Origin of the sequence: Chitinibacter fontanus (assembly GCF_013423785.1) — a bacterium.
GTDB lineage: Bacteria > Pseudomonadota > Gammaproteobacteria > Burkholderiales > Chitinibacteraceae > Chitinibacter > Chitinibacter fontanus.
On the sequence record NZ_CP058952.1, the window covers coordinates 297,739 to 321,124 of the forward strand.

General features: G+C 49.8%; 20 protein-coding genes. 4 read left to right on the top strand and 16 right to left on the bottom strand.

Annotation, left to right across the window (positions count from 1 at the left end):
- Positions 1-136 precede the first annotated feature (136 nt).
- From lpdA to HZU75_RS01430, 10 genes are all read right to left on the bottom strand, one after another.
- Complete coding sequence (gene lpdA, locus HZU75_RS01385; protein ID WP_180307436.1) at positions 137-1,570, bottom strand: dihydrolipoyl dehydrogenase; 1,434 nt, start codon at positions 1,568-1,570, stop codon at positions 137-139.
- Between the two features lie 80 nt (positions 1,571-1,650).
- Positions 1,651-2,835, bottom strand: coding sequence for a 2-oxoglutarate dehydrogenase complex dihydrolipoyllysine-residue succinyltransferase (gene odhB / locus HZU75_RS01390; protein ID WP_180307437.1), 1,185 nt, complete (start codon positions 2,833-2,835; stop codon positions 1,651-1,653).
- 93 nt (positions 2,836-2,928) lie between these two features.
- On the bottom strand, positions 2,929-5,736 hold the full coding sequence (locus HZU75_RS01395; RefSeq protein ID WP_180307438.1) for a 2-oxoglutarate dehydrogenase E1 component: 2,808 nt from the start codon (positions 5,734-5,736) through the stop codon (positions 2,929-2,931).
- Between the two features lie 133 nt (positions 5,737-5,869).
- Positions 5,870-7,156 (bottom strand): citrate synthase, encoded by a 1,287-nt coding sequence (gltA, locus tag HZU75_RS01400; protein ID WP_180307439.1) that lies wholly within the window; start codon positions 7,154-7,156, stop codon positions 5,870-5,872.
- A 13-nt stretch (positions 7,157-7,169) separates the two neighbouring features.
- On the bottom strand, positions 7,170-7,478 hold the full coding sequence (locus tag HZU75_RS01405; protein ID WP_180307440.1) for an FAD assembly factor SdhE: 309 nt from the start codon (positions 7,476-7,478) through the stop codon (positions 7,170-7,172).
- Positions 7,479-7,547: 69 nt separating this feature from the next.
- Positions 7,548-8,261, bottom strand: a complete 714-nt coding sequence (locus HZU75_RS01410) for a succinate dehydrogenase iron-sulfur subunit (protein WP_180307441.1) — start codon at positions 8,259-8,261, stop codon at positions 7,548-7,550.
- 16 nt (positions 8,262-8,277) lie between these two features.
- Positions 8,278-10,056 (bottom strand): succinate dehydrogenase flavoprotein subunit, encoded by a 1,779-nt coding sequence (gene sdhA / locus HZU75_RS01415; RefSeq protein WP_180307442.1) that lies wholly within the window; start codon positions 10,054-10,056, stop codon positions 8,278-8,280.
- Positions 10,053-10,403, bottom strand: a complete 351-nt coding sequence (gene sdhD, locus HZU75_RS01420) for a succinate dehydrogenase, hydrophobic membrane anchor protein (RefSeq protein ID WP_180307443.1) — start codon at positions 10,401-10,403, stop codon at positions 10,053-10,055. Before sdhD ends, sdhA begins: the two co-directional genes overlap by 4 nt.
- A complete protein-coding gene (gene sdhC / locus HZU75_RS01425) occupies positions 10,397-10,771 on the bottom strand; it encodes a succinate dehydrogenase, cytochrome b556 subunit (RefSeq protein ID WP_180307444.1) in 375 nt (124 codons plus the stop codon). Before sdhC ends, sdhD begins: the two co-directional genes overlap by 7 nt.
- 97 nt (positions 10,772-10,868) lie before the next feature.
- Entirely contained in the window at positions 10,869-11,588 is a 720-nt protein-coding gene (locus HZU75_RS01430; protein ID WP_180307445.1) for a GntR family transcriptional regulator, read from the bottom strand.
- 235 nt (positions 11,589-11,823) lie between these two features.
- Here HZU75_RS01430 and HZU75_RS01435 point away from each other — a divergent pair, with 235 nt between their 5' ends.
- Positions 11,824-12,810 carry a malate dehydrogenase gene (locus HZU75_RS01435; protein WP_180307446.1) on the top strand — a complete coding sequence of 329 codons (987 nt, stop codon included), beginning with the start codon at positions 11,824-11,826 and terminating at the stop codon, positions 12,808-12,810.
- A gap of 186 nt (positions 12,811-12,996) precedes the next feature.
- On the opposite strand, the gene HZU75_RS01440 is transcribed toward HZU75_RS01435, so the two are convergent.
- From HZU75_RS01440 to dnaB, 5 genes are all read right to left on the bottom strand, one after another.
- Positions 12,997-13,551: a phasin family protein gene (locus HZU75_RS01440; RefSeq protein ID WP_180307447.1), complete on the bottom strand. Its 555-nt coding sequence runs from the start codon at positions 13,549-13,551 to the stop codon at positions 12,997-12,999.
- 108 nt (positions 13,552-13,659) lie between these two features.
- A complete protein-coding gene (locus tag HZU75_RS01445; protein WP_180307448.1) occupies positions 13,660-15,996 on the bottom strand; it encodes a serine/threonine protein kinase in 2,337 nt (778 codons plus the stop codon).
- A 202-nt stretch (positions 15,997-16,198) separates the two neighbouring features.
- Entirely contained in the window at positions 16,199-19,150 is a 2,952-nt protein-coding gene (locus HZU75_RS01450) for a DNA translocase FtsK (protein ID WP_228028150.1), read from the bottom strand.
- A 3-nt stretch (positions 19,151-19,153) separates the two neighbouring features.
- Positions 19,154-19,522, bottom strand: coding sequence for a cupin domain-containing protein (locus tag HZU75_RS01455; protein WP_180307449.1), 369 nt, complete (start codon positions 19,520-19,522; stop codon positions 19,154-19,156).
- A gap of 71 nt (positions 19,523-19,593) precedes the next feature.
- Positions 19,594-21,042: a replicative DNA helicase gene (dnaB, locus tag HZU75_RS01460; protein WP_373279644.1), complete on the bottom strand. Its 1,449-nt coding sequence runs from the start codon at positions 21,040-21,042 to the stop codon at positions 19,594-19,596.
- A 121-nt stretch (positions 21,043-21,163) separates the two neighbouring features.
- Here dnaB and HZU75_RS01465 point away from each other — a divergent pair, with 121 nt between their 5' ends.
- The 3 genes from HZU75_RS01465 (at position 21,164) to HZU75_RS01475 (ending at position 22,781) form a co-directional block, all read left to right on the top strand.
- Positions 21,164-21,592, top strand: coding sequence for a type II toxin-antitoxin system RatA family toxin (locus HZU75_RS01465; RefSeq protein WP_180308695.1), 429 nt, complete (start codon positions 21,164-21,166; stop codon positions 21,590-21,592).
- A gap of 3 nt (positions 21,593-21,595) precedes the next feature.
- Complete coding sequence (locus HZU75_RS01470) at positions 21,596-21,916, top strand: RnfH family protein (RefSeq protein ID WP_180307450.1); 321 nt, start codon at positions 21,596-21,598, stop codon at positions 21,914-21,916.
- Positions 21,917-22,037: 121 nt separating this feature from the next.
- Positions 22,038-22,781 (top strand): Tll0287-like domain-containing protein, encoded by a 744-nt coding sequence (locus HZU75_RS01475; RefSeq protein ID WP_180307451.1) that lies wholly within the window; start codon positions 22,038-22,040, stop codon positions 22,779-22,781.
- 47 nt (positions 22,782-22,828) lie between these two features.
- On the opposite strand, the gene HZU75_RS01480 is transcribed toward HZU75_RS01475, so the two are convergent.
- Positions 22,829-23,299, bottom strand: coding sequence for an SRPBCC family protein (locus HZU75_RS01480; protein ID WP_180307452.1), 471 nt, complete (start codon positions 23,297-23,299; stop codon positions 22,829-22,831).
- Positions 23,300-23,386 lie beyond the last annotated feature (87 nt).

Genomic DNA, 23,386 nt, shown 5'->3' on the forward strand with positions numbered 1-23,386 from the left:
GGTACCGCATGCTAGGTGAGAGCACCTGCCCTCACCCGCCCTACAAATTTCAATAACTTCTATTGCTCAAAAGTTTTCACGCAAAACGTAGTAACGCACCGTGAGCGACTTTTGCTTAAAACAAAACGCTAAAAACTTAAGAATGTAAGCCGCGTTTATCGCAGCCCAGCGCCGCCTCGTGCATCGCTTCAGCCAAGGATGGATGGGCGTGTACGATACGGGCAATGTCTTCAGCCGACGCGTTAAATTCCATCGCCACCACGGCTTCAGTAATCAATTCTGAAGCGAATGGGCCGATGATGTGAACGCCCAAGATACGATCAGTTTTGGCACAAGCGAGCATTTTAACGAAGCCAGCAGTTTCACCCAAGCCAAGCGCGCGGCCATTCGGGCCAAATGGGAATTGGCCTTTTTTGTACTCAACGCCTTCAGCTTTCAACGCCTGCTCAGTTTTACCAACCCAAGCCATTTCTGGGCTGGTGTAAATAACCCAAGGTACGTTGTTGAAGTCGATGTGTGGGTGCTGACCAGCGATACGCTCAGCCACAGCTACACCTTCTTCCGACGCTTTGTGCGCCAGCATCGGGCCACGGACTACGTCACCCACCGCCCACAAGTTCGGCAATGAAGTACGGCAATCGCCATCCACAATCACATAACCGCGCTCATCGAGTGGCAAGCCCACTGATTCAGCAGCCAGATTCCAAGTGTTAGGCAAGCGACCAATCGACACGATCAATTTGTCGAATACTTCGGTAAAGGCATTACCTTCAGCATCAGTGTATTCAACAGTAACGTCGTTTTCGCCTTTGGTGATATTGCCGATTTTCAGACTGGTTTTGATAATCAAACCCAGATCTTTTGTGAAAATTTTGTGTGCTTCTTTGGCGATCGCTTCATCAGCAGCCAACAAGAAACCTGGGGCGCCTTCCAGAATGGTTACTTCAGAACCCAGACGTTTCCACACTGAGCCCATTTCCAAGCCGATAACGCCCGCGCCGATCACGCCCAAACGTTTTGGTACCGCAGGAATCGACAATGCGCCTTCGTTATCGAGTACGAGTACGTTATCAACAGGCGCTTGTGGCAATTGACGTGGGGTTGAACCCGTTGCCAAGATGATGTGCGTGGTTTCAACGACTTCTACTTTGTCGCCGTCAGTTACTTCAACTTGCCACTTGTCACCGTTGCGACCCAAGATTTTGCCGTGGCCGTGCAGGCTAGCGACTTTGTTCTTTTTGAACAAATAGCCAATACCTTGCGTCAGCTTGCTCACGATGCCTTCTTTGCGCGCCAGCATCGTGCCAACGTCAAATTTCATACCTTCAACGGTGATACCGTGCGATGCAAATTTATGCTCGACACGTTCTACGTTTTCAGACGACTCGAGCAAAGCTTTAGAAGGGATACAACCCACGTTCAAGCAAGTACCGCCCAGAGACGCTTTACCTTCTTTGTTTTTGAATTCGTCGATACACGCAGTATTAAAACCCAACTGCGCTGCGCGAATCGCCGCTACGTAGCCGCCAGGGCCTGCGCCAATTACGATAACGTCAAATGATTGTGACATTCAGTCCACCTTAACCCATCACTGGGTATATTCATGCAAGCAATTGGGTATGCAGCCTACAGCCACATACCCCACTTCAACTAGATATCCAACAACAGACGAGCTGGATCTTCGATCGCGTCTTTGATCGCAACCAGTGACAACACAGCTTCGCGGCCGTCGATGATACGGTGATCGTAAGATTGAGCCAGATACATGATTGGGCGAGCTACAACCTGACCATTTTCAACCACAGCGCGCTCTTTGGTGGCGTGCATGCCCAAGATGGCAGCTTGTGGTGGGTTGATGATTGGCGTTGACATCATTGAACCGAAAGTGCCGCCGTTAGAAATCGTGTAAGTACCGCCAGTCAATTCTTCAACGCCCAATTTACCTTCTTGCGCGCGTTTACCGAAGTCAGCGATGGTTTTCTCGATTTCCGCCAATGATAGTTGGTCTGCGTTACGGATAATTGGCACCACCAAACCACGTGGGCTACCTACTGCCACGCCGATGTCGAAGTAGCCGTGGTAAACGATGTCGTTACCATCAACCGATGCATTCACGATTGGATATTTTTTCAGTGCGGCAACCGCAGCTTTCACGAAGAAGCCCATGAAGCCCAATTTCACGCCGTGGTCTTTCTCGAATTTGTCTTTGTACTTGTTGCGCAAGTCCATCAAAGGCTTCATGTTGACTTCGTTGAACGTGGTCAAGATCGCGTTTTCTTGCTGAGATTGCAACAGACGCTCAGCCACGCGCGCGCGCAGACGGCTCATTGGTACGCGTTGCTCTGGACGATCACCCGTTGGTGCCGCTACTGCTGGTGCAGCTGGTTTAGCCAGGTGATTTTGTACGTCTTCTTTCAATACACGACCACCGCGGCCAGTACCAGCAACGTCGTTTACATTCACGCCGGCGTCAGCAGCGATTTTTTTCGCCGCAGGCATTGCGTTCGCGCCACCCGCAGGTGCAGCTTGAACAGCTGCAGGCGCAGGTGCGGCGGCTGCAGGTGCAGCAGCTTGTACTGGAGCAGCAGCGGCAACCGCTGCAGTATCAATTTTAGCGATGACATCGAGACTACCCACGGTCGCGCCGTCAGCTTGAACGATTTCAACCAAAACGCCAGCTTGTGGCGCTGGAATTTCCAACACGACTTTATCGGTTTCCAAGTCGATCAGGTTTTCATCACGGGCAACGGCTTCGCCAACTTTTTTGCGCCAAGAAATCAGTGTGGCTTCTGAAACCGACTCGGGTAATTGTGGTACCAAAACTTCGATGATCATTACGTTCACTCCAGTTAATTTTAAAATTCTTTATGCTTGCGTCGCGCACAAGGGCAAAAACGCGGCACTCCATGCTGGAGGCCGCGCTATTTATTACAAGGTCATTGCTTCTTCGACGAAGGCCTTGAGCTGTGCATTGTGTTTGCTCATATACCCTACGGCTGGCGAAGCTGACGATGGGCGACCTGCGAAGGTCAGTGTCTGCTTCGCTTCGAGCACCGCTTCGAGGCGGTGACGAATCTGATGCCATGCGCCTTGGTTACGTGGCTCTTCTTGTACCCACATAATTTCTTTGGCGTTTGGATATTTTTGCAACTCTGCTTGCAGCTCTTCAGCTGGGAACGGATACAACTGCTCAACGCGGACGATGGCGATTTCTTTCAAATCGCGCTCGGTACGGCCAGCGATCAAATCGTAATACACCTGACCTGAGCAGCAGATCACGCGTTTTACTTTCTTCGCATCCAACTCTTGCGCCTCACCGATCACAGGGCGGAATTCGCCGCTAGTGAAATGCTCGATTGGGCTGCAAGCGTTTTTCGCTTTGAGCAGTTTTTTGCTCATGATGATGATCAAAGGCTTGCGATATGGACGCAGCATCTGACGACGCAGCGCGTGGAACATTTGTGCTGATTCAGACAGCATCAATACTTGCACATTGTGCTCAGCACACAATTGCAAGTAACGCTCAACACGCGCTGATGAGTGCTCTGGACCTTGACCATCATAACCGTGTGGCAAGATCATCGTCAGACCACACAAACGGCCCCATTTGGTTTCACCGGAAGTAATAAACTGGTCAATCACCACCTGTGCACCGTTGGCGAAGTCACCAAACTGCGCTTCCCAGATCGTCAATTCATCCGGTGCCGAACAAGCGTAGCCATATTCAAACGCCAGAACCGCTTCTTCGTTCAAGATCGAGTCAATCACCAAGAAATGACCTTGGTTTTCAGACAAATTTTGCAGCGGAATATGTACGCCGTGATCCCACTTCTCGCGGTTTTGATCATGCAACACCGCGTGACGGTGATTAAACGTGCCGCGACCTGAGTCTTCCCCTGAAATACGTACGCCCATGCCTTCGGTCAGCAGCGTTGAGTAAGCCAAATGCTCAGCCATACCCCAATCTACTGGTACTTCACCTTTGGCCATCAACACGCGCTCTTTAACGATTTTTTCAACGTTACCGCGTAATTTGAAATCGGCTGGGTATTGCGTAAATTTCTCAGTCAAGCGCACCAAGTCGGCTTGCGGCACTGAGGTATTCACTGGATGACGCCAGTGCGTACCCAAGTATTTGGTCCAATCGACTGCGTAAGAGCGTTTGTAATCGGTCAGCGTGGTTTGCTCAACGTGCTCGCCACGATCGAGCGCATCACGGTAGGCCTGAATCATGCCATCAGCTTCAGCTTGCGTAACGACGCCCTGAGCGATCAATTGATCCGCGTACACTTTACGTGGGCCTGGGTGAGCAGCAACCTTTTTGTACATCATTGGCTGAGTTACAAATGGATCATCCGCTTCGTTGTGGCCGTGTTTGCGGTAGCAAACCAGATCAATCACCACGTCTTTGTGGAATTTCTGACGGTATTGCAACGCAGCTTCAGTCACCAAACAAACCGCTTCAGGATCATCACCGTTCACATGGAAAATCGGTGCTTCAACCATCTTGGCGATGTCAGTACTAAACAAGCTAGAACGATTATCGCGAATATCCGAAGTGGTGAAACCAACTTGGTTATTGATTACCAAGTGAACCGTACCACCCGTACCATAACCGCGCGTTTGCGACAGGTTGAACGTACCTTGGTTAGTACCCAAGCCGATGAACGCTGAATCACCGTGAATCAACAGTGGCAATACTTGATCGCCAGTTAGGTCTTTACGACGGTGTTGACGCGCACGCACCGAGCCTTCAACCACTGGATTCACGATCTCAAGGTGAGACGGGTTAAATGCCAATGTCAAATGCAATGGACCACCTGGGGTTGGAATATCAGAGCTAAAGCCCATGTGATATTTCACATCGCCCGATGCCAATTGCGTGTTGTAACGGCCTTCGAACTCGCCAAACAGATCACGCGGCAATTTGCCAAGGATGTTCACCAGCATGTTCAAACGACCGCGGTGGGCCATACCGATGACGATTTCTTGCACGCCAACGGCACCTGCTGCTTGCGCAAGGTAATCAACCGCTGGAATCATGCTATCGCCGCCTTCCAGCGAGAAGCGTTTTTGACCTACATATTTTTTGTGTAAGTACTGCTCAAGCGTTTCTGCGGCAGTCACTTGCTTCAGAATGCGTTTTTTCTGCTCAACATTAAAGCTTGGCTGTGAGCGACGGCTTTCGAAGAAGTCCTGCACCCACTTGCGCTCTTCGCCCGTGGTGATGTGCATGTATTCCAGGCCGATATTGCCGCAATAAGTTTGCTGCAAAAAGCCCAGTACTTCAGTTGGCGTTGCGCGCTCAAGGCCGACGATATTGGTGCCGAGCTTGATTGCCATATCGCTGTCGGTCAAACCGTGCGATTTTGGCTCCAATTCAGCAATCGGGCCTTTTTCCATGCGTTTGAGCGGATCAAGCTTCGCAGCACGGCTACCCATAATGCGATAAGCCGAAATCATGCGCAGCAAGTTCACTTGACGCTCAGTGGCAGCCTCATCGACTACACCGACGGCACGCACAGACTGTTTAGCCAATTGGCGGAATGACTCTTCAATCGGCGCACGCACCACATCACGGGCCACAGAACCCGGCGTTTGCTGCAACTGATCGAAGTAAGTACGCCATTGCGCATCAACAGAAGACGCATCAATCAAATATTGTTCGTAGAGGTCTTCTACAAACGGAGCATTCCCGCCGAACAGCTGAGAATTCGTTTCAAGTTCTTTCATCATTGCCGTGTATCCATTTTTTTCCGCCCTGCTTGCAAGCTGATGCCCAAAGGCAAACGCAGCAAGGCCGGTCAATGCAGCTACGCCCCTGTACCTTATTCAATCAGCACAAGGGCGCAGGAACCGCGGTTATGTATTAACCGCGCTTGTCCATTGGTACGTAATCGCGTTTTTCCGCGCCAGTGTATTGCTGACGTGGACGACCAATCTTCATACCTGGATCAGAGATCATTTCGTTCCAGTGGCTGATCCAGCCTACGGTACGCGCCAAGGCGAAGATCACTGTGAACATCGGTACTGGGATACCCAAGGCCGATTGAACAATACCTGAGTAGAAGTCGACATTTGGATACAGCTTACGCTCGATGAAGTACGGATCTTCCAGCGCGATTTTTTCCAATTCCATCGCCAGTTTGAATTTCGGATCATCTTGCAGACCGAGTTCGTTCAACACTTCGTGACAGATGCGACGCATTACATTGGCGCGTGGGTCCATGTTTTTGTAGACGCGGTGACCAAAGCCCATCAGTTTGTGCGTTTTGGCTTTCACGCCTTCCATGAAGGCTGGAACGGCTTCAACCGAACCGATTTCGTCAAGCATCAGCAATACTGCTTCGTTGGCGCCGCCGTGCGATGGGCCCCACAGACATGCGATACCGGCTGCGATACATGCAAATGGGTTCGCGCCAGACGAGCCTGCCAAACGTACAGTTGACGTTGAAGCATTTTGCTCGTGGTCTGCGTGCAGCGTGAAGATCACGTCAAGTGCACGTACCAGTACTGGATTTGGTTCGTATTTTTCGCAAGGCGTCGAGAACATCATGTGCATGAAGTTCGCGGTGTAGCTCAAATCGTTACGTGGGTAAACGAACGGCAGACCTTGGTTGTAGCGGTAGCACATTGCCGCAATCGTTGGGATCTTAGAAATCAGGCGGAACATTGCTACTTTGCGGTGTTCTGGATTGCTGATGTCCAAGCTGTCTTGGTAGAACGCAGACAAGGCGCCAACCACACCGACCATCATTGCCATTGGGTGTGAATCACGACGGAAGCCTTTGAAGAAGGCGGTCAATTGCTCGTGAATCATCGTGTGGCTTGAAACGGTTTTTTCAAACTCAGCTTTTTGGGCTGCAGTCGGCAATTCGCCGTTGATCAACAGGTAGCATACTTCGAGGTAATCAGACTCTTCAGCCAATTGCTCGATCGGGTAACCACGATAGTACAGCTGACCCAAATCACCATCGATGAAAGTGATTTTCGATTCGCAGCTAGAAGTTGCCAAAAAGCCGGGGTCAAAAGTAAACATACCAGTTTTAGAAAAACTGCGGATGTCGACTACATCTGGACCCAAAGTAGATTTCAAAACAGGCATTTCCAGCGTGTTCTGGCCATCGTTATAAGTCAGCGTGACTTTCTTTTCCATCGTGTTGCTCCTGTTAAAGCGCTTCGGTAGTGCGCTCGGCAATGCCGGCTGCGTTATTGTTTGTTTCGCCATGACTGCCTGCATTGGCTGCAGCAATCCGCGCGATCATCTCGGCAAGTTCGGGGTCTGGACAGACCGATTTACCGTTGACGTATTCCAAGAAATCCCAATCTGGCAGCATCAAAATTTGCTCGTACACCGCCAGTTCTTGCTCGTTCAATGTCGGTAGAACTTCATTCACAAAACGTTCAAGTTGCAAATCCAGCTCCAACAAACCGCGCCGTGAACGCCAGATAATTCGTTTCAGTTCTACTTCATCCATTGCACACCCCTAGTGAGTATTGGCCTGCAGATCAATTTCAGAAAAATCCACAGGCACATACCCATCTTATTAGCTAATACGTTTTACCATCAGATCTTTGATCTTACCGATGGCCTTAGTCGGATTGAGCTCTTTCGGGCACACATCCACACAGTTCATGATGCTGTGGCAACGGAACAGGCGATATGGGTCTTCCAGATCATCCAGACGCTGGCTAGTCGCTTCATCGCGTGTATCAGCAATAAAGCGATACGCCGCCAGCAAGCCGGCTGGGCCAACGAATTTGTCTGGATTCCACCAGAACGACGGGCAAGAGGTCGAACAGCATGCGCACAAGATACATTCGTACAAGCCATCGAGCTCTTTGCGATCTTCCTGGCTTTGCAGACGTTCACGATCCGGCGCGGGGCTGTCGTTGATTACGTACGGCTTGATCGAGTGATATTGCTTAAAGAACTGCGTCATATCGACGATCAAGTCACGAATCACTGGCAAGCCTGGCAATGGGCGCACTTCGATCGGCTGCTTGAGCGTGTCGATGTCAGTAATACAGGCCAGGCCATTTTTGCCATTGATATTCATCGCATCCGAGCCACACACGCCTTCGCGGCATGAACGGCGGAATGACAATGACTCATCAACAACTTTCAGTTTCACCAAGGCATCAAGCAATTTGCGTTCAGTCGTGGTATCGACTTCAACGCTGATGTCTTGCATATACGGTTTTGCGTCTTTATCAGGATCGTAGCGATAAACACGGAATTTGACGGTTTGAGTAGCCATAATCTTCGCTATCCTCTTAGTACGAACGCGTTTTGAGCGCGATCGTGTCAACAGTCAAAGGCTTCATATTGACTGGTTTGTATTCAAGTTTGTTACCTTCACGGTGCCACAAGGTGTGTTTCAACCAGTTGGCATCATCACGGCCATTTGGACGCTCAGCAGTGTCTTCGGCATCATCCCGTACGTGCGCGCCGCGAGACTCTTTACGAGCTTCCGCAGAGATCATCGTGGCTTTGGCGACTTCGATCAGATTTTCCAGCTCCAGCGCTTCAAGACGTGCGGTATTGAAAGTCTTCGATTTGTCGGCAATGACGGTGGTTTTCACCATTTGCTCAACTTCCAAAATCTTGGATACACCTTGTTTGAGCATGTCGTTAAAGCGGAATACACCGCAGTGCGCTTGCATCGTGCGTTGCATTGCCAAACGTGCTTCGTTGACGTTGGTGCCTTCTTTCTGGTTATCCAGACGGGCAACACGTGCAACCGAGCGCTCAACGTCTTGCATCGCCAACTCTGGTAAGTCTTTTGGCGCAGATTTGATGTAGTCGATCATGCTATTGCCGGATGATTTGCCGAATACCAGCAAGTCGAGCAATGAGTTGGTACCCAAGCGATTCGCACCGTGAACTGATGCACACGCGCACTCACCCGCAGCGTAGAAGCCTTGAACGATTTGATCGCCCACCACCACTTCGCCTTTGTAGTTAGTAGGAATACCGCCCATCTGGTAGTGGCAAGTTGGTACCACAGGAATTGGCGCTTTGATCGGGTCAACACCGGCGAACTTGATCGAAATTTCACGAATACCTGGCAATTTCGACATGATCACTTCTGGGTCGAGGTGAGTGATGTCGAGCAAAACGTGGTCTTTGTTTGGACCACAGCCACGGCCTTCGTTAATCTCGGTCACCATCGCACGTGACACAACATCACGTGATGCCAAGTCTTTCGCATTTGGCGCGTAACGTTCCATGAAACGCTCGCCTTCCGAGTTACGCAAAATACCGCCTTCGCCGCGTACACCTTCGGTAATCAAGACACCCGCGCCAGCGACGCCAGTTGGGTGGAATTGCCAGAATTCCATGTCTTCCAGCGGAATGCCTGCACGTGCAGCCATACCCAGTCCATCGCCAGTATTGATAAACGCATTAGTAGACGATGAGAAAATACGACCAGCACCGCCTGTTGCAAACAGAGTTGCTTTGGCTTGGAAAATCACGACTTCAGATGTTTCCATCTCCATCGCCACCACGCCTTGCACATTGCCTTCTTCGTCACGAATCAGATCTAGCGCCATCCACTCAACGAAGAATTGAGTATTGGCGCGTACGTTGCGTTGGTACAAAGCGTGCAACATGGCGTGACCAGTACGGTCAGCAGCAGCACAGGCACGGCGAACTGGTTTTTCACCAAAGTTGCTCATGTGGCCGCCAAATGGGCGCTGGTAGATCGTGCCATCAGAGTTGCGGTCAAACGGCATACCGAAGTGTTCAAGTTCAATAACAACATTCGGCGCTTCACGACACATAAATTCGATTGCGTCCTGATCACCCAACCAGTCCGAACCTTTTACCGTGTCGTACATATGCCAGTGCCAATGATCCGGCTCTGAATTGCCCAAAGACGCCGAAACACCACCTTGTGCCGCTACCGTGTGCGAACGCGTTGGGAATACTTTCGACAATACAGCGGTTTTCATACCCGCTTCAGAGAGTTGCAATGCGGCGCGCAGACCGGCACCACCCGCGCCAACAATAATGGCGTCAAACTTGCGAACTGGAATAGCCTTGCTCATGCAACACCCCACACTACTTTAACCATATAAATCAAGCTGCCCAGCAACCACAGCAATGTCAGAACGTGCATCGTCAGGCGAACACCTACGTGCTGGATGTAATCCATCCAGATATCACGCACACCAACCCATGCATGCCACAGCAAAGCAGTAATCGAAATCGTCGTAACCACTTTCACCCATGTACAGCCGAACAATTGTTGCCAAGCCTCAAAAGAAGCGCCATTTGCTAACAAAATGAACGCTACCACACCAATGGTGTAAGCCAGCATAATCACAGCAGTCACACGCTGCACCAACCAATCGCGCAAACCATAGTGCGCACCCACTACATGACGCTTTACCATGTCAACGCTCCGATAATCGCTGTTAAAGACAAGCTCACAGCCAACACCACATAAGCAGTCGCGCGAGCAGTTTTCAGATCAGTACCTTTGTGGATATCCAAAAACAGGAAACGAGTACCCGCACAGGCGTGGTGCAGGTAGGCCCACAACACGGCCAGCAAAAATAGTTTGGTCACTGGATGAGCGATGCACTCTTTGAAAGCCGCAAAGCGCTCAGCGGAAGACAAAGAGCCCTCCAAGGCATACAACATGAATGGGATGGCCGCGAACATCAGCGCACCACTAATCCGGTGCAAGATGGACACAATCCCTGGCAATGGCAGACGGATCTGCCACAGCGCAAGGTGCTTGGGGCGTGCTTTTTGCATACGCTCTATTCCTCTGTATTAACCAAACGATGTTTTACTACTAATTACAATCTGACCCAAATCAATGCGCCAGCTTGATAAAACCTGCAAACTACCCTTAGGCTGCGACAGATGGCTCAAACGCCAGCTGCTCAGTTTTAAGCCAAGCCACACTCCAAACCTGCGGCTTACCTGAAAAATCTTTCGCCAAACGCACCAACTGCAACAGCGGTTCATTCAGCTCAACTTGCAACAAACGCGCCTCAGCGGAACCCGCACTTACCGCGCGATAGCGAGTTTCGCCATCTTGCAAGCGCACACCAAAATCACGCCAGCACAACTCTCGCAAATTACCCTTCAACTCACGAATCCGACGCATTTCCAGCTCTGGAAAATTCGCCTCAGGAAGTAACAACTCTTCCAGACCGACAATTTGCCCCGCAACTCGCAGCAAGCGACGCACTTGCCACAATGCCGCACCACGGCGCAAACCTAAAATCTCAGCCAATTGCTCGCCAGCATGAATACGCACACAACCGAGCAATTCAATCTTAGGTGTTTCGCCTTTCGGATCAGTCAACAGAGCAAAACGACCACGCATCAAGAAGTCACTCATCCCAGCGACAAAAGTACCAACGCCTTGGCGCCGATACAACACAGATTCGGCCACCAAAACATCGAGGGCTTTGCGAACGGTACCTTGACTCACCCCAAAGCGATGCCCCAGCTCCATTTCGCTCGGCAGGCTTTCATCTTCCTGCCACTCACCCGCCTCTACTGCCGCCATCACTTCGCGAATGACCTGCTTATATAAAGGTTGTGCCGCTAACTTTTTCATCCTACGCGCTTTTTATCATGTTGTCGGACTAGAGTCTACTACAGTCTTATATAAGACAAAAGATGTAATACATTTTAACCAGTAAAACCGTCACTTTTTTCCACAAAAAGCTACAGCGTGCTAAACTTGCCTTGCTAAACATCAAAGCCTTGTTGCTTAAGTTGTGCAGTAAAAGCACACCCATACAATTTTTGTTGTCGCCGGCGAATTCGCCGCTACTCGGAGTCGTTCTCAAATGTCACAAAAAAAACCTGTACGCGTTGCCGTTACCGGCGCAGCTGGTCAAATTGGCTATAGCCTGTTGTTCCGTATTGCTTCTGGTGCAATGCTCGGCCCAGATCAGCCAGTTATTTTGCAATTGTTGGATATTACTCCTTCACTACCAGCATTGAACGGTGTAGTGATGGAATTGGATGATTGCGCATTCCCATTGTTGCAAGGCATCGTACAAAGTGATGACCCTGAAGTAGCGTTTAAAGACGCTGACATCGCCCTACTGGTTGGCGCACGTCCACGCGGCCCAGGCATGGAGCGTAAGGATCTGCTCGAAGCCAATGGCGCAATTTTCACAACCCAAGGTAAAGCACTGAACAAAGTAGCTAGCCGTGACGTTAAAGTTTTGGTAGTCGGCAACCCAGCTAATACCAATGCTTACATCGCAATGAAAAACGCACCAGATCTGAACCCAGCTAACTTCACTGCGATGATGCGCCTGGACCACAACCGTGCACTGACTCAAATCGCTCAGAAAACCGGTTCAGCCGTTACTGATGTGACGAAAATGATCATCTGGGGCAATCACTCAGCAACTCAGTATCCAGATTTGTTCCACGCTGAGGTTAAGGGCGCGAACGCGGCAACTTTGATCAACGATCAAAAATGGCTCGAAACCGAATTCATCCCAACCGTGCAACAACGTGGCGCGGCAATTATTAAAGCGCGCGGCTTGTCGTCTGCGGCTTCTGCGGCGAACGCAGCGATCGACCATATCCGTAACTGGGTATTGGGCACACCGGAAGGCGATTGGGTAACAATGGGCGTACCAGCCAACGGCGAGTACGGCTATGAAGACTTGATCTACGGCTACCCAGTAACTTGTAAAGATGGCAAATACACCATCATCCAAGGTCTGGAAATCAGCGAGTTCAGCCGTGCACGCATGGATGCAACAGCAAAAGAATTGTCTGAAGAACGTGATGCAGTTAAACACTTGATCGCCTAAGCGATCAGCGTAAAAAAGCCCATCCTAGTGATGGGCTTTTTTGTACCTACAAATCGCAACTTATTGGGGCAACGAGCTACATTTACACAGGTATTGGCTGCTGGCTCAATATTAACGCCACACTTAAAGCAATACCCAAATAAAAAAGCCACACAGCACTGTGTGGCTTTTTTAAGCGCTTAGAAATTAAGCTGCTTTATTAGCCGCTTTAGTCGCCGCGGCTACACTTTTCGCCCCAGTTTCAACGGCTGCAACTGTCGCTTCAGTCAAATTATCAGCGATACGTTTGCCAGTTTTTTGCACTGTATCGAATGCAGTATTAGCACTTTCAACTGCGTTTTTGATCAGATTAACGGCCGCGCTACCTGCTGGTGCCTGCTGCGCCACTTGATCCAAAGAAGTAACCAGATTTTTGTTAAATTCCAGCACTTGCTCTTCGATCAATTTATTCAATTCTGCTTGTGTGCTACTTGCTGCTTCGTATACCGTGCGAGCAACTGCGATGGTTTTTTCCACGCCAGGCTGTGACAAGGTTTTTTGCAACTCGACCAAATCTTGCACGCTTTTCACTTGTGACAACGATTTAGCGGTTTCAGCATTTTCGGCCAGTAAATCGCGTGCGATGCTTAATTGCAACTGAAACAAACGCTCGGCACCCGCCAAAGCGATGTTAGTCAGACGCAAAGATTTTTCAAGATTAGCTTGGCCCAGCTCAGCAAACTGTTTTTGTGCGTTAAACATGGCATTTCTCCGGTTGATTGTGCACTGCAATATACACATTCTTATACCGATTATAAGCCCTGTCAAGCATAATTTTGTGCATTGCACAAAATTATGCAAACCGCGCCATCAACTCCCCATTTGCTTTTGTCTGATGGCTAGAATTGCCTGATTTCTCAAGGTTTTTAATAGGTTAAGCTGCTCATGCGGCAAATGCAAAGAATGAGCCTCCATGCGGTCAGCATAAAATAATCCGATGGGTTTTTTATCAATCACGACTGGAAAAATCACCAGAGTTTTCGATTGGGCAATGCTGCGATACCAAGTAGGTATTCGCTGCGCAATACTACCGGCATCAACATCTTCAATAAATACATCGGCATTTTTGGCCAGCACCAACTGAAACACATCAACCAAAGGTGTAATCGGAAAACTGAACTTGGGTAAAATGGCGTCTAGCTCCTTGCCAAATCCAAACCGAGCGACCATCGTGCCTTTCTTAACATCACGGGTACAAAACAAAACACGGTCAAACCCCACACTGCGAAACATCGTTTCCAATATCATTCGCAGCACATCGTTGAGATTAAAATCCCCGACCAAAGTATTGGTAATATCCTGCACACCGGCTGACAACATAGCGGCAGGATTTGTTATCGTAGTTTGAGCAGCACCTACTCCCACCTGAGGATCGACTGTGGAGTTATTGACTAGTTTTGCCTCCGGCGGCGGTTTGACCCCCGCCAAACTTCGCAAGTTGTTCGCAAAATCAGCGTAGCCCAGATCAATATTAAGTAAGGACAAATAGGACAAATACTGCTTAGCAGCGTCTTGCATCAACTCATGGAATTCGCGTTCGGACCAAGAAACAATGGGAGAGAATCGCTTCATAATCCCTTGGGTATAAACCGAGGCCTCGCTGGGCTTCATATTTATTAACGGCAGCAAATCGGTTGCCAAATTGGCAAATACCCGCAAACGCTCAACCTGATTCACCGGCTCACGCACCCGAGTTTCTGGTAAAGGTCGCATGCTGGTAACAATTCGGTCAGGAAAATTCCATTCACGTGCAATCGCTACGCCTAAATCAGCATAACTCACCCCCAAAATCGCCTCCGCCGCAATAGACTCACTTTCACCAGTTTGGCTTTTGCGTTTAATAATTTCGATACTTTCTTCGTTAAAGTAAAAATGGGTTAGTAAACGGCCCAGATGCTGAAACATACCGCAAATCAGCGCCTCCTCAACGTCGCGCCAACCACTTTTATCGGCCAATTTGCGGCACAGCATGCCACCAAAAAAAATTTCCAACACCACATCGCGTAAACGCGCCGCATGCCCTTTATTTTGCATGTGTTCAAATAGCAGAATGGTTACAGCTAGGGCGCGGATTCGATCGAACCCCAAAATAACAATCGCCCGCGACACCGTACTAATTGCCCCACCAAACTGGCCATAACTCGCTGAATTTACTACCTTGAGCAATTTATTGGTCAGCGAAAAATCTTGTAAAATCACCCCAGAAAGGCTCTGCACTTTTTCTGCCTGTGATTCATCAACCTTATTAATGGCACTAATAGTCTGGGATAAGGCTGGAAAATCTGCGGAATGACGCATGCGCCGCAATAAAAAATCGATCGTGCTATGGCGACCATCATTACTGTCACTTTGTTCTGTTACACCAGCGGCCTCTAACCAAGCAATCAGTGCCTCACGCATTTGCCCGGCATCGGCATACCGTGCTTCAGGGTTTTTAAACAGCGCGGCCATTACCAGATGATCAAGCCTTTCATCAATTTGATCATTAAATCGAGATGGTGGAACAAATTCTTCATTAGCGGTTTTATACAAAATCGCCATCACGCTGTCGCCATCCGAAACTAAGCGCCCGGTCAGCATTTGATACAACATCACGCCACAGGCAAACACATCGGCCTGAGCATCAACCGGCAGATTTTTGATCATTTCGGGCGAAATAAAACCGGCAGTACCACTGAGGCCTTCATAACTTTGCCCACGCTGACTGGCCACGCCAAAATCCATAATGCGTGGGCGAGCGTTTTCATCAATCATGATATTTTGTGGCTTCATATCACGATGAATCACGCCTTTAAGGTGCGCAGCCTGCAAACCATCCAGCACCGCCACCATCATTTGCACCGCAGCAACTGGCGCTAGCGTTTTTTGCTGGCGCAGCAGATCGGCTAATGTTTCGCCTGCCACATATTCAAACACCAAGCAGGGATGAGATTGATCGGCAAATGCATCATATAAAGTAACAATATTCGGGTGCTGAATACGGCTAATTAACTGGGCCTCGACCAATGCTTGCAGGGGCTGACTGTGTAGGACTTTAATGGCCACTTGCCGATCTAGATGGGTATCACGCGCTAGATAAACCAAGCCTTGGGCACCTTGGCCAATTTTTTTCTCAACCAAAAAGCGGCCATTCGAAAACGACTTCATTTCACACCCATATATTTTTTATTATTTGGAATATAACCTGTTCGATCTAAGCTTGGTGATTTTGCTCACATAAATAAATGATAGAGCACAAAATACAGCCAACAATAAAAAGACCAGTCGCAAGACTGGCCTTAGATTGAGAATAATTCGCAATTTGCACAGGTAATCACCTACACCGAAAGCTAATCACGATGGATTGGATTTATTCACCCGGCGGCACCAATACTGTGCGATTGCCATTACTTTCCATACCACTCACAATCCCTGCGCTTTCCATCTGCTCGATCAAGCGAGCTGCGCGGTTGTAGCCAATCCGAAACTGCCGTTGCACAGCCGAAATTGAAGCCCGCCGACTACGAATCACGTGAGCCACGGCCTCGTCATACAAAGGATCGCTTTCTTCAGCATCGCCTGGCACACCTGACCAGTTACCATTTGCTTCGGCCTCATTGGCAGGATAGAGCACACCCTCGATGTAGTTGGGCTCGCCCAATTGCTTGAGGTATTCAACCACGCAATGCACTTCGGCATCATCAACAAAGGCGCCATGAATCCGTTGCGGATAACCAGTACCCGGTGGCAGGAACAGCATATCACCCTGCCCCAATAAAGCCTCGGCGCCCATTTGATCCAGAATCGTGCGGCTATCTATTTTGCTGGAAACTTGAAAGGCCAAACGCGTTGGAATATTGGCCTTGATCAAGCCGGTAATCACATCAACCGAAGGGCGCTGTGTCGCCAAAATCAGGTGAATACCCGCAGCGCGCGCTTTTTGCGCCAAGCGCGCAATCAATTCCTCAATTTTTTTACCCGCTACCATCATCAAGTCGGCGAACTCATCGACCACCACCACAATCATCGGCAGATGTTCGAGCGGCTCAGGGTCATCCGGCGTCAACGTAAATGGATTGGTCAACTTCTTGCCCGCCGCTGCGGCTTCAGCCACTTTCTGATTGAAGCCGGCCAAGTTACGCACACCCATTGCGCTCATCAGGCGATAGCGTTTTTCCATCTCGCCAACGCACCAGTTCAATGCGTTCGCAGCGAGCTTCATATCAGTCACGACCGGCGCGAGCAAGTGCGGAATGCCTTCGTACACTGACAATTCCAGCATTTTCGGGTCGATCATAATAAAGCGCACTTCGTCGGGCGTGGCTTTAAACAGGATCGACAAAATCATCGCATTGACGCCGACCGATTTACCCGAACCAGTCGTCCCCGCCACCAGCATATGCGGCGTTTTGGCCAGATCGGTAGCAACGGGTATACCGCTGATATCCTTGCCTAGTGCAATTGTCAGTGGGGATACCTGCTGGTGGTATTCTGGTGCGGATAAAATCTCGGACAGGCGAATCATTTGCCGCGTCGGGTTGGGCAATTCCAGCCCCATACAGGTTTTACCCGGAATCGTCTCAACCACGCGCACCGAAGCCAAGCCCAGCGAGCGCGCCAGATCTTTAGCCAGATTGACCACCTGCGCACCGCGAATACCAGTTGCTGGCTCGACTTCAAAGCGCGTAATCACAGGGCCAGCATAGGCATCAAGCACGCTGACCTTGACTTTGAATTCGTTGAGTTTTTCTTCGATCAAAATGCTGCGCTCGAGCAGCTCTTCCTGCGTCACCGTAATCGCCTGCACGGTGGCGGGGCGCAATAGCTCCAAAGGCAAGCACAGACCATCTTCACCACGCCACGCTGGATCAGCCGCGACTTTAGGTGCGGGCGCTAAGGCATCTGGGCGCAAAAACTGTGTCGGCCGTTGTAAAACGGGGGCGGCGCTGGGCACCTCTGCGACCCCCTCCGACATACCCAAGCCAGTATTGCCAGCTACACCAATTGAAGATTGCTCTTGCTCCACATACTGCGACACAAGACTATCCATGCTCAGCGCCGGAGGTGCGACATCAGTAAGCGGAATTATCGCAGGCGCATGGAGAGGATAAAACCCATCTTCACTCGCTGCGCTAGCTGGGGTCTCAACTGCATGGCTAGGCGTAGCAGAGGATGAGCTTGTTTGAGCCACATTGCTGGCCACGGTTTGGCTGGATTGAAATACTCGAATAACTTCGGGCGCAGGCGCACGCACTACAGGCGCACTAGGCACAGGTTTGCTTGGCACTACCGGCGCTGGGCGAGCTGCTGCACTGGACTTTGGCTGTTGCGCCTGAACAGGCACAGACTGACCAGTGCGGTAACCATGGCTCGGCGTAATTTTCGGGCTAGGACGTTTGCCGCTGTGAATATCCTGCAAGCGCTCGCGGATTTCAGAAGGATCAATCACCGGCAATGGTTCGGGCGCCTTGCGCTCTGGCATCTTGGCACCTTCAATTGCCAATTTGCGCTGGCTGCGCTCTAGATTGCGCTGAATATGACTCATATCGAGCACCGGCAATTCACACTTGGATTTGCGCGGAGCAACAATCGGCTGGCTTGGTGTTTTTACCTGCTCTGCAGTTAATATGGCTGGCGCGGGGCGCGATTGGGCGGTATCCAGCACTGGCGGTTCTTGCTGGCCCAGTGGCGGAGCAAAACTCACGGGGGGCGCATTATGGCTGCGCTCAGTCAAAACATCTTGTGGTGTTATATCTCGTTGCGGCACAGACGCTGCTGTTGGCTCAGGCGATCCAGATGGCAGGTTAGCGATACTAGCTGCAAGGGTATCCTCAGCCAGTTCATATTCAGAAAGCTGTGTGTGTTGATACCCCTTGGTTCGAATCAACGGTGAACTATTCGTTGCCTGAATAGAAGCAAGCTCTTTACTCACCACGGTCGAAGTAGGCGTTACTTGCACGTTAACAGCTTCGCGACTAGAACTCTTGTGCGTTGACGTTAATAAAGGATCAGGAGCTGAAATTGGCGCAGCATCAGGCTTGGCTGAGTGCAGTACATCCGCCATTTTGGCACCAATTTTACTAGCGACCGGACTAATGAACGATTTCAGAGAGCCGACGCCTTTGGCTGCGGCCTGAGTAACCGATGCGATCGGTAACTCGAACATGCTATCCAAACGCGAGTCATCCGCCGTCCTCGTATTCGGTGCCGGATCTGCTTGCGGTTTGGATTCATCGAGTGCTGCTTTTGGCGGTTCAACCCCAGAGAGGTCGCCTTCGAGCTTCTGATTAAGTACTTCAAATAACTGCTGTAACTTTTTCATGCCCTACTTCGCTGAACGATCTAATACGACAAAATACTTTTTAACTGGCGCAATCACTTCAAAACGGCCAATAAAACCAGCTGGAATCACTGCAGCTTCCCCTGCGCTAACCACAGTAGCTTGCCCATCGTCGGCCACTAACCGCACCTGTCCACTGATCACGCAAAAAAACTCTTCTTTATCCGGCGCAAAGCGGATATTCCAGCTACCCACTTCACAGGCCCAAATGCCGCAGGATAACTGACCATCGCTCGAAGTGTAATGCTCCCAAGTGGTGCGCTGCGGCGCACCCGATACTCGACGATCAGGCCGAGGCTGATCATAACTCGGTGTGATCATCTGATTAAAATGAGTAATACGCGCTATCGTCATACCTAATCCAAACTATTCAACCAGCGACAAGCTGGCTTCTGAGCAAAACCGACTGCAGCAAGGCGCACGCCTTACTCCAGATCACTATTCCAATCATCGGGCCGCATCAGCGCATTATCAAAGCGTGAATACATACCTTGGAATACCAACGGAATCCGCCCTACCGGACCATTACGGTGCTTACCCAAAATACACTCGGCCAAGCCTTTATGCGGGCTATCCGGGTTGTAGTACTCATCGCGGTACATAAACATGATCAAATCCGCATCCTGCTCGATCGCGCCTGACTCGCGCAAATCGGACATCATCGGGCGTTTGTCGGTACGTTGCTCCACCGAACGTGAGAGCTGCGACAGCGCGATAATCGGGCATTTAAGCTCGCGCGCTAAACCTTTGAGCGAACGCGAAATCTCGCCCAATTCACTAGCACGGTTTTGATCTTTACCACCGGGGCGACCCGCCATCAGCTGCAAGTAGTCGATCACGATCAAGCCAAGCTGACCACCACACTGGCGCGCCAAACGCCGCGAACGCGTGCGCACATCCAGCGCAGTCAAAGCGCCCGCCTCTTCAATAAAAATCGGCGCCTCGGATAATTTCCCCACCGCATGCGTGAGCTTGAGCCAATCTTCATCCTCAAAGCGGCCGGTTTTAAGTTTATGCATATCAATCTTGCCCACCGAGCCGACCATACGCATACCGAGCTGAGCGGCCCCCATCTCAAGCGAGAAAATCGCCACTGGCAGCTTGCTATTGATCGCCACATTTTCGGCAATATTGACCGAAAATGCGGTTTTACCCATTGATGGACGCCCTGCGACGATAATCAAATCGCCGCCTTGCAGACCCGAAGTCATCTTGTCCAGATCGATAAAACCAGTCGGCGTACCGGTGACTTCGGATGGATTGTCTTGCTGATACAGATAATCGATGCGCTCGACGATTTCTTTCAAAATCGGTGGCATCGCATGAAAACCCTGCTGGCCCTTGGCCGACTGCTCAGCAATCTGGAATACCTTGGATTCGGCTTCATCCAGAATTTGTTTAGCATCTCGCCCATTGGGAAAGAACGTCGCATCAACGATTTCGGTGGCCACGCCTGATAATTGACGCAATACCGATTTTTCGCGCACGATCTCGGCGTAACGCCGAATATTAGCGGCAGATGGGGTGTTTTGTACCAAAGAGCCTAGATATGCAAGGCCACCGACATAGGATAAATCGTTGGTGATATCGAGCGATTCTTTTACCGTAATGACATCGGCTGGGCGATTGTGCTCAATCAGTTTAATTACGGCCTGATAGATACGGCGATGGTCTTCGCGATAGAAATCTTGATCACCAATAATGTCTGCCACGCGGTCAAATGCCGTGTTATCGAGCATCAAACCGCCGAGCACCGATTGCTCAGCCTCAACCGAATGCGGCGGGATGCGATAAGCGGCCGTCTCATCAACTTGAGTGGCGGCGTTGTATTCGGCTTGCATGTCGCGGACTAGCTCGGTAGGATATTCGTTCATTTTCACTTTAATGGCGGGTGTTTCCAGTCGAAATGCAACTGGAAACGGTGATTCAGAAGCGAAAAGCTGGACGTTCAGCATCGCAAGACCATCATTTTACTCCGCCGCACCTTTGATGACTATGCAGTCCATCCGCAAATCAGTACTTGTTCCCCATTCTGCCGCACAAATGTATGAATTGGTCGACCGTGTCGAAGACTATCCACGGTTTTTACCCTGGTGTGGTGGCGTTGAAGTTCACGAGCGCAGCGAAACCATTTTAGATGTCACCATCAAAATCGAGTTTTTGAAGGTGAGTACCTTTTTTCGCACGCGCGATACCAAAACCGAACACGAAATTATCATGCATTTTGTCGACGGCCCATTTAAAGCACTGACAGGCACTTGGCGCTTTACCCCATTGATGGAAGATGCTTGCAAAATTGAATTCGAGCTCGATTATGAATTTTCCAGCCGCACAATTGATGCGGTAATCGGGCCAGTTTTCGGTAAAATCACTTCCACCTTTGTTGATGCTTTTGTCAAAGAAGCCGATCGAAAACACGGATAAGCCATGACTCAAACCGACCCAATGATCACAGTCGAAGTGGTTTACGCCACAGCTGCTAAACAAAAGCTGCTTAGCGTGAAAGTACCTAACGGCACTACGGCACAAGGTGCTATTGAAAAATCCGGCATTCTCAGTGAGTTTCCCGAGATTGATTTATCTACACAAAAAATCGGTATTTTCGCTAAAGCCGTGAAACTTGATACCGTATTACGCGCAAAAGACCGCGTGGAAATCTACCGCCCACTAATTGCCGACCCAAAAGAAGTGCGTCGGCAACGCGCAGCCGAAGGCAAGGTAATGAAGAAAGGTGGCGGGGACGCCTAAACAACTTTTATACAACACCACTAGAGCCAACAGCACACACATCTCAGATTTTAATAATTTTGCAATACAATCTTTCCCTAGCCTGAATTAGGGCATTCTCGATTAGGACTGAGGTATTGCGATGAGTAGTTTTGGTAAAAGCTTAATTGTTATTGCGGTTTCACTTTTAAGCTCTTTTTTAATTGGTCAATCCATATATGAAAAAGAACAGCTAAACCAAGCTCGCACAATAGCGAATATGGTTGAGCATATTGGGCAGTGGGCATCGCAGTATCGAGGAATTTGGATCAAGGAGGCGAAAGGTGATGCTGTAGACTTAGGGTCACATTTAGACACATTAACAGTAGCGCTCGCCAACGATGACAACTCAGTAACCAGCGCTGAGAACATGGCAACTACACTCAACTTTCACCTTAAAAACCCCGCCCTTGTTCAGCGTGAAATTTCTGACTTAATGAGCGCCAACAAACTAAATTCTTCATACCGAATTACCTCCGATAAATACATGAACACCAAAAACAGCCCTACTGTTTTTGAAACTGACGCAATTAAATATATGCGTGCGAATAACCAAACCGAATACAGCGTAATCAAGAACGGTGAGACCATGTATGCGCGTGGTTTGATAGCAACTGCGGCATGCATGCGTTGTCATGAATCCGCCGAAAAAGCCCCGTATGCGGTACGCAGCCTTTACCCCAATCAGGGCTATGGGTATGAATTAGGAAAGGTAGCGGGCGTAATCTCCGTTCGGATTCCGTCCAGCTACAGTCTCTCCTCCATATTTAACGTACTCAATGTCAGCTGCGCTTTAGCCTTAGCGGCATTAGCTTTAATTACGTTTGCGTTCACAAGAAAGAAATAAAAAGCGGGGCTTGCCCCGCTTTTTAAACATCCAAATGTGCAAAGCCACTACCCAAGCTTTCCTTCTTGCGCCAGCTGGCGAATCAGTTTGATGGTGTCAATATCGGCTTCTTGCCAGGCAGATTTTAGATAGCTCAGATATTTATCCAATTCGGGATCAGCACCCACGGGGTGCGGGGTTTCATAGCTGAAACGGACAAATAGCGCCGCCTCTTGTGGCTCTTCGATTTTCATCCAGAGCTGCCCGCCCAAATGCATTTCGCTAGGCTGAGTATCGTAATGCACCGAGGTTTCGTGCTCGTAATAGATGTGATCAATCACTTCAAGTTTACCCATCACAATACGGCGATGAATACCTTGTTCGTGCCGATGCAACACCGCAGCCTCATCAATATGCTCGACAAACTCCATTGGCGACTCTGCGCGATATACCAAGCCCTGCCAAACTTGGTTGCGAGTCAGAATGGTCGCGCTAGGATGCTGTAAATCGTTAATCTGAACGATATGCTCAAATTTCATAAATCAATTCTCGCGACGCAAAGCTCTAGATTATAGCCAAATGCTCTTGTTATGCGACAAGCTCGTCATACAGCCTGCCGCAGCAGC

Bases quoted from the DNA above. Each gene is read 5' to 3' on its own strand.
- lpdA (WP_180307436.1), bottom strand. From the start codon at position 1,570: ATGTCACAATCATTTGACGTTATCGTAATTGGCGCAGGCCCTGGCGGC.
- HZU75_RS01445 (WP_180307448.1), bottom strand. From the start codon at position 15,996: ATGAAGTCGTTTTCGAATGGCCGCTTTTTGGTTGAGAAAAAAATTGGC.
- HZU75_RS01410 (WP_180307441.1), bottom strand. From the start codon at position 8,261: ATGGCTACTCAAACCGTCAAATTCCGTGTTTATCGCTACGATCCTGAT.
- HZU75_RS01480 (WP_180307452.1), bottom strand. From the start codon at position 23,299: ATGAAATTTGAGCATATCGTTCAGATTAACGATTTACAGCATCCTAGC.
- sdhA (WP_180307442.1), bottom strand. From the start codon at position 10,056: ATGAGCAAGGCTATTCCAGTTCGCAAGTTTGACGCCATTATTGTTGGC.
- HZU75_RS01435 (WP_180307446.1), top strand. From the start codon at position 11,824: ATGTCACAAAAAAAACCTGTACGCGTTGCCGTTACCGGCGCAGCTGGT.
- HZU75_RS01455 (WP_180307449.1), bottom strand. From the start codon at position 19,522: ATGACGATAGCGCGTATTACTCATTTTAATCAGATGATCACACCGAGT.
- HZU75_RS01475 (WP_180307451.1), top strand. From the start codon at position 22,038: ATGAGTAGTTTTGGTAAAAGCTTAATTGTTATTGCGGTTTCACTTTTA.
- sdhC (WP_180307444.1), bottom strand. From the start codon at position 10,771: ATGCAAAAAGCACGCCCCAAGCACCTTGCGCTGTGGCAGATCCGTCTG.
- HZU75_RS01465 (WP_180308695.1), top strand. From the start codon at position 21,164: ATGCAGTCCATCCGCAAATCAGTACTTGTTCCCCATTCTGCCGCACAA.
- HZU75_RS01470 (WP_180307450.1), top strand. From the start codon at position 21,596: ATGACTCAAACCGACCCAATGATCACAGTCGAAGTGGTTTACGCCACA.
- HZU75_RS01395 (WP_180307438.1), bottom strand. From the start codon at position 5,736: ATGATGAAAGAACTTGAAACGAATTCTCAGCTGTTCGGCGGGAATGCT.
- HZU75_RS01405 (WP_180307440.1), bottom strand. From the start codon at position 7,478: ATGGATGAAGTAGAACTGAAACGAATTATCTGGCGTTCACGGCGCGGT.
- odhB (WP_180307437.1), bottom strand. From the start codon at position 2,835: ATGATCATCGAAGTTTTGGTACCACAATTACCCGAGTCGGTTTCAGAA.
- gltA (WP_180307439.1), bottom strand. From the start codon at position 7,156: ATGGAAAAGAAAGTCACGCTGACTTATAACGATGGCCAGAACACGCTG.
- HZU75_RS01450 (WP_228028150.1), bottom strand. From the start codon at position 19,150: ATGAAAAAGTTACAGCAGTTATTTGAAGTACTTAATCAGAAGCTCGAA.
- sdhD (WP_180307443.1), bottom strand. From the start codon at position 10,403: ATGGTAAAGCGTCATGTAGTGGGTGCGCACTATGGTTTGCGCGATTGG.
- HZU75_RS01430 (WP_180307445.1), bottom strand. From the start codon at position 11,588: ATGAAAAAGTTAGCGGCACAACCTTTATATAAGCAGGTCATTCGCGAA.
- HZU75_RS01440 (WP_180307447.1), bottom strand. From the start codon at position 13,551: ATGTTTAACGCACAAAAACAGTTTGCTGAGCTGGGCCAAGCTAATCTT.
- dnaB (WP_373279644.1), bottom strand. From the start codon at position 21,042: ATGAACGAATATCCTACCGAGCTAGTCCGCGACATGCAAGCCGAATAC.